Annotated in this window: 4 protein-coding genes; all 4 read left to right on the top strand. The window is 52.1% G+C overall.

All coding sequences use genetic code 11. The annotated features are described in order from the left end of the window. Positions 1 to 1,564: 1,564 nt before the first annotated feature. The 4 genes from LOC67_RS27000 to LOC67_RS26985 all read left to right on the top strand — a co-directional run bounded on the left by LOC67_RS27000 (position 1,565) and on the right by LOC67_RS26985 (position 4,997). On the top strand, positions 1,565 to 1,987 hold the full coding sequence (locus LOC67_RS27000; RefSeq protein WP_230265972.1) for a hypothetical protein: 423 nt from the start codon (positions 1,565 to 1,567) through the stop codon (positions 1,985 to 1,987). Positions 1,988 to 2,552: 565 nt separating this feature from the next. Beyond that, positions 2,553 to 2,852, top strand: coding sequence for a hypothetical protein (locus LOC67_RS26995; RefSeq protein ID WP_230265971.1), 300 nt, complete (start codon positions 2,553 to 2,555; stop codon positions 2,850 to 2,852). Positions 2,853 to 3,527: 675 nt separating this feature from the next. Then, a complete protein-coding gene (locus LOC67_RS26990) occupies positions 3,528 to 3,950 on the top strand; it encodes a hypothetical protein (protein ID WP_230263830.1) in 423 nt (140 codons plus the stop codon). A gap of 663 nt (positions 3,951 to 4,613) precedes the next feature. Then, a complete protein-coding gene (locus LOC67_RS26985) occupies positions 4,614 to 4,997 on the top strand; it encodes an FKBP-type peptidyl-prolyl cis-trans isomerase (protein WP_230265970.1) in 384 nt (127 codons plus the stop codon). Positions 4,998 to 5,736 lie beyond the last annotated feature (739 nt).

Here is a 5,736-nt window from a genome sequence, read left to right as displayed (position 1 = left end):
TGTGATGCAGACTGTGGTCGTGTGTACCACGCGAACCATGACATGAACCGAAGTGACGGAGTCGGGGTTTTTGAAGTGGTTAGTCGTCCGCCGTCACTCGGTTATGTCCGCCGTTCGCGCGGGTAGGTAAACCGCTGAATGACTCATCTGTTTCCCGGATGGTCATCACCCTTTGCACAATAAAGCGTTTGGCTTCGGCCCATGTGATTTTACGTCGCAACTGTTAGCTGATCGACGCAGCTGAAATTACGGTTTGACAGTTGTGCCCATCGGACTTGAACGGACATCAGTTTCCTGTTGATCGCAACTGCATTCACGGTTTGATTGTCTTGCTTGAACAACGCCCATCTGAATTCATGGGACAGCAGTTGCCAGTTTTTCGCATTTGATGTCACGGTTTGTTTTCTGCTCCGAGATAGCGGATCAAACGCCCTATGCGCCAGCCGGAATTTCTATGCTCGTTCCCCTTGGCGATGTGAATCGGGTAGACTTGTCAGCAGCGATGTGGTGCAGACCGTGGTCGTGTGTACCACGCGAACCATGACATGAACCGAAGTGACGGAGTCGGGGTTTCTGAAGTGGTATGTCATCCACCGTCACTCGGTTATGTCTGCCGTTCGCGCGGGTAGATGAACCGCTGGGTGACTCATCTCGTTCTCAATTGGTGATCGCCCTTCGCAATGCAAAGCGTTTGGATCCGGCCCATCTGATTTCAAGTGTCAAGAGAAAGCTGATCGCTGCAATTGAATTTGGGGTTTGATTGTTGCTCGTGAACGCGGCCCAAGAGAGTTCACGAGACGACAGTCTCCTATCGATCGCAACTGAATTCACGGTTTGATTTCAGCTCCGAGAAAGCCGATCAAACGCTCTACCCGCCAGCCGAAATATCAATGCTCGTTCCCCTTGGCCATTCCGATCGGGTAGACTTGTCACCAGCGGTGTCGTGCCGACTGTGGTCGTGGGTACCTCGCGAACCATGACATGAACCGAAGTGACGGAGTCGGGGTTTTTAAAGTGGTTAGTCATCCGCCGTCACTCGGTTATGTCCGCCGTTCGCGCGGATGGTTGTGACTGCGATAACCAACGCCTGTTTTCGATGCTGACGGATCTGGCCCATCTGATCTCACCTGACAACCATTAGCCGATCGCCGCAACTGAGTTTGTGGTTTGATAGTTGCTCGTGAATTCGGCCCAATTGATTTCGTGCGACATCAGTTTCCAATCAATCGCATTTGACGTTACGGTTTGATCGTTGTTGCTGTGCGCGGCCCACTGGAGTTCAAGGAGCCGCAGATTCCTGATGATCGCTTCTGATGTGAAGGTTTGATTTCTTCTCCGACATAGTGGTGCAAACGCCCTATGCGCCAGCCGAAAAACTCATACTCGTTCCCCTTGGCGATTCCGATCGGGTAGATTTGTCACCAGCGATGTCGTGCAGACCGTGGTAGTGTGTACCACGCGAACCACGACATGAACCGAAGTTGCGGAGCCGATGTCCTTGAAGTGGTTGGTCATTTGCCGCAACTCGGTTATGTCAATCGTTACGTCAGCATGAAACGAGAAAGTGAGCGAGAATCCCTACTCAGCACCAAGCGAAGAACTCAATGCCAAGATATCAAGCGTTGGCATCCCTGCGTTATTGTTGCTTGTACTTCTACTGCTCACCATCTTTGTTGATGCGAGGTACGTCATCATGTTCTTCCTTGACTTGCAGAACGCCGCGCAGGGAATGGGATGGTCCTTCTGGATGGTGCGAGATTGGACATTCCCTATTGGTCTATCGATTGTAATAGCAGCGCATTGCGTCATCTTTGCCGCGATGGTGTCTGTTCTGCGTCGTCGCCGGTACAAACTGTCAGTCATCGGGTGCATTGTCTCGCTAATCCCTGTTTTGAGTCCCGGCATTATCCTTGGCTTTCCGCTTGCGATATGGTGTCTCGTACTGCTGTCGCGGCCCAGTGTGCGATCTGAGTTCTCATCGAATTGACGTAACAATCGCGTGCACCGGAGTACGCGAGTCAATCGGTTTGGCAGTTGAAAATCTTTCGCGCGTACCCGGTGACGCGTGACGTTCGCGCAGGTAGATGAACGCTGGCTGACTCATCTCTCTCTCAGTTGGTCATCGCCCTTTGCACTATAGAGCGTCTGATTTCGGCTCATCTGATTTCACGTGACAAGTGCTAGCTGATCGACGCAACCGAAGTTGCGGTTTGATAGTCGCTCGTGATCGTGGCCCAATTGATTTTGCGAGACGTCAGTTTCCTGTTGATCGCATTTGATGTCACGGTTTATTTCTGCTCCGAGATGGCAGGTCAGACGCCCTATGGGCCAGCCGAAAAATCTATGCTTGTTACCTTTCGCGATTCCAATCGGGTAGACTTGTCGAGAGCGATGTACTGCTGGCTGTGGTCGTGTGTACCGCGCGAACCATGCCGTGCACGCGAAGGTCGGGAGTCGTATTTTATTGAAGTGGTCAGTCCACCGCCCGACCTCGGTGACGGCTACCGTTCTGCCGCTCATTGCATGTCTCCAACCTGTCGGCCAAATGTGACGTGGAACCATTCCATCAACTTGCGGTTGCTGCCGAGACAGACGTTGTGGCCGAATGCCTTACGTTAAACATCACATCGCAGTGGAGTGATGAACAATTCTTGGTCGACAAACCGGATGGGTTTCGCACCTTGATCTGTCGGCGTGATGGCGATCACGCCGTATTCTCCGTTGGTCCATCTCCTCACGACGACAGCAACCAACTGGTTGTCTACGTCAACAGACTTGATGATGCCCTGACGCGTGACATACGACAGCGTCTCGAATCGGTCGGCGCGAAATGGAGTTACTATCATCGGTGACCACGCACGTGGGACTCAAGGAACGGATACAATCGGAGAGAAGGTTTATTCGCAGCTTGCCTCCCTGCGATCAGGAAGGCAGAACAATGCGATGCACGACGAGCCGCCGAGTCGTGGTTGTTGAAGTGGATGATCACCCGCGGCGGCCGCGTGATCGCCGGCGTTCGCGCGGGTGGTTGTGACTGCGATAACCATCGCCTGTCTTCAACGCCGCTGAATCTGGCCCATCTGATTTCATGTGGCTACTACCAGCTAATAGCCGCAATTGAATTAACGGTTTGATAGTCGTGCCTGAACGCGGCCCAATGGATTTCGCGAGACACCAGTTTCCTTTTGATCGCAACTGAAGTCATCGTTTGATTGTGTTGCTTGATCAACGCCCATCTGAATTTGAGAGACAGCAGTTTCCTATTTATCGCATTTGAAGTCTCGGTTTTATTTTGGCTCTGAAATAGCGGATCAAACGTCCAAACCGCCGGCCGATATACCTATGCCCGTTCCCCTTCAATATTCCGATCGGGTAGACTTGTCAGCAGCGATGTGATGCAGACTGTGGTCGTGTGTACCACGCGAACCATGACATGAACCGAAGTGACGGAGTCGGGGTTTCTGAAGTGGTGTGTCATCCGCCGTCACTCGGTTATGTCCGCCGTTACGTCAGCATGAAACGAGAAAGTGAGCGAGAATCCCTACTCAGCACCAAGCGAAGAACTCAATGCCAAGATATCAAGCGTTGGCATCCCTGCGTTATTGTTGCTTGTACTTCTACTGCTCACCATCTTTGTTGATGCGTGGTACGTCATCATGTTCTTCCTTGACTTGCAGAACGCCGCGCAGGGAATGGGATGGTCCTTCTGGATGGTGCGAGATTGGACATTCCCTATTGGTCTATCGATTGTAATAGCAGCGCATTGCGTCATCTTTGCCGCGATGGTGTCTGTTCTGCGTCGTCGCCGGTACAAACTGTCAGTCATCGGGTGCATTGTCTCGCTAATCCCCGTTTTGAGTCCCGGCATTATCCTTGGCTTTCCGCTTGCGATATGGTGTCTCGTACTGCTGTCGCGGCCCAGTGTGCGATCTGAGTTCTCATCGAATTGACGTAACAATCGCGTGCACCGGAGTACGCGAGTCAATCGGTTTGGCAGTTGAAAATCTTCCGCGCGTACCCGGTGACGCGTGACGTTATCCGTGTTTAGTACGATGGTAAAGTCTGTTCGACTATCGCTCGCCCTGCTGACATTGACAGTTGCGTGGATGGGATACGTTGGAATTCGCTTTACTCAGACGCGATTGGAACATCGAAGAATTGCGACGGATTTGCACATGGAGAACCGGACGTTCTACACCCTTCCTATTTCGATAAACTCCCCTTGCACTGTGACCGGCGAAGAACGACGTTGTGTCGTTGGCGTATCTGATGATAACTACTTAATTTGTAGCATCGTTCGCAATTTGATGGTTTCTGACTCACGCGTAAATTGGAAGGTTGATGTATGCTTCCGTCCTGACCTTGAGCCCAAGTCACCTCGGCTCCCGATATGGAAACCGCTAGACAATTTTCCAACGGATCGGGATATGGAGCTTTTTCGATCTGAGGCACTTGCACAGCCGTGGGTATGTTGGGATCGATGGAATGGCACTGACCCAGAAATTGGCGGATAACAATGCGATGCACCCGAGTGGCGGAGTCGACGTCTATTGGGTTTAAGTTTCATCTCGATCGCCGCCACCAGGTGATCGCTACCGTTCCCCGATTGACGAATGAAGCCACCGCGTAGCCTCAAAATCACCGACCATGAAATTGGCTCCGGCCGACCATGCGTGCCGGGCGACCTTGCTGTCTGTAGTTGCGTTTGCACTCGACACAAAGGCGATGTACTGTTTGCCTCCGTCCCGGACTCCCCGTATCCAATTCGCGTCGGTGGGCGTGACTGCTATACCGGAATCGAATACGGGTTGCTGGGCATGCGAATTGGCGGTCGTCGGACTGTCGTCGCACCACCTAACCTGATTTATGATGAACGGAAGACCTATCCAGACCTTCCGGCCAACGCATTGTTGGTTTACGAATTACAATTGATCGACCTCCCGGAGAAATGGGACCCTGAAATGGAACGTCGCTTGGCGGCGCGTGCCGAGTCTTAGTGCATCAACCGTGAGAGCGGGGAACAATCGCGTGCACCGGAGTACGCGAGCCGGCGGTTTTGAAGTTGATAATCTTTCGCGCGTACCCGGTGACGCGTGACGTTCGCGCGGGTAGATGAACCGCTGGGTGATTCATCTCATTCTCAGTTGGTCATCGCCCTTCGCAATACAAAGCGTTTGGATCCGGCCCTTCTGATTTCAAGTGTTAACAGATAGCTAATCGCTGCAATTGAATTTGCGGTTTGATAGTTGCTCGTGAATTCGGCCCTTTTGATTTCGCGAGACGTCAGTTTCCTATTGATCGCAATTGAATTCACCGTTTGATTGTCTTGCTTGAACAACGCTCATCGGAATTCACGGGACAGCAGTTGCCCGTCTATCGCATTTGATGTCAACGTTTGATTTCTGCTCCGAGATAGTGGATCAAACGCCTTTTCCGCCAGCCGAAATATCTATGCTCGTTCCCCTTCACGATTCCGATCGGGTAGACTTGCTACCAGCGATGTAGTGCCGACTGTGGTCGTGTGTACCACGCGAACCATGACATGAACCGAAGTGACGGAGTCGGGGTTTCTGAAGTGGTTTGTCATCCGCCGTCACTCGGTTATGTCCACCGTTCGCGCGGGTGGTTGTGACTACGATAGCCAACGTCTGTCTTCAATGCTGCTGAATCCGGCCCAACTGATTTCATGTGGTAAGTGTTTAATGATCGCCGCAAGTGAAGTTGCGGTTTGATAGT

The organism is Stieleria sp. JC731 (assembly GCF_020966635.1).
In the GTDB taxonomy this organism is placed as follows: Bacteria; Planctomycetota; Planctomycetia; order Pirellulales; family Pirellulaceae; genus Stieleria.
This window is presented reverse-complemented; position numbering and strand designations above follow the sequence as displayed.